The organism is Pseudomonas sp. 43(2021) (genome assembly GCF_017490805.1).
Classification (GTDB): Bacteria; Pseudomonadota; Gammaproteobacteria; order Pseudomonadales; family Pseudomonadaceae; genus Aquipseudomonas.
Genome location: NZ_JAFGYJ010000339.1, coordinates 1 through 495 on the forward strand (window position 1 = coordinate 1; position 495 = coordinate 495).

Annotated in this window: 1 protein-coding gene; it reads right to left on the reverse strand. The window is 59.6% G+C overall.

Annotated elements, in window-relative coordinates; all coding sequences use genetic code 11:
- Window positions 1-51 precede the first annotated feature (51 nt).
- A partial coding sequence (locus tag J5M71_RS27520) for a transcription termination/antitermination NusG family protein (RefSeq protein WP_207838720.1) occupies window positions 52-495 on the reverse strand: 444 nt, incomplete at its 5' end.

Genomic DNA, 495 nt, shown 5'->3' on the forward strand with positions numbered 1-495 from the left:
GGATCACGCTCCTGATTAAGGGGGTCGGGGTCAGGGCGAAGCGGATCCGGACTATTGTCGCTGGCGTTCGAGGTAACTCAGCGGGACGCTGACGTGCTGTTGGCGGTTGAGAAAATTGAGCAGCATCATCACGCGCTCGTCGCCCTGCATGGACAGGAACACGCCTTCAAGCGGGGACAGTGGGCCCTGGACGATTTGCAGAGGTTCGCCGGGCTTGAGTGTCGGTTCGGCAGGAAAACCGAGCGACTCCTGGCTGCGTTCGCGCAGTTGCGCAATCACGTCTTCGTCGACCCGGGCGGGCACATGGTTGAATTCGACGATGCGGCTGACACCGCGGGTCGAGCGAATCGGTGCCCAGTTATCGTCTCGGCTCAGTTCAATGAACACGTAGCCGGGGAACAGCGATTCCAGTGTTCGTTGGCGTTTGCCACGAATACTTCGCTCGCTCATCAGCTGCGGCCGAAAGGTCGAATAGTTCTGTTGCTGCAGATTGAG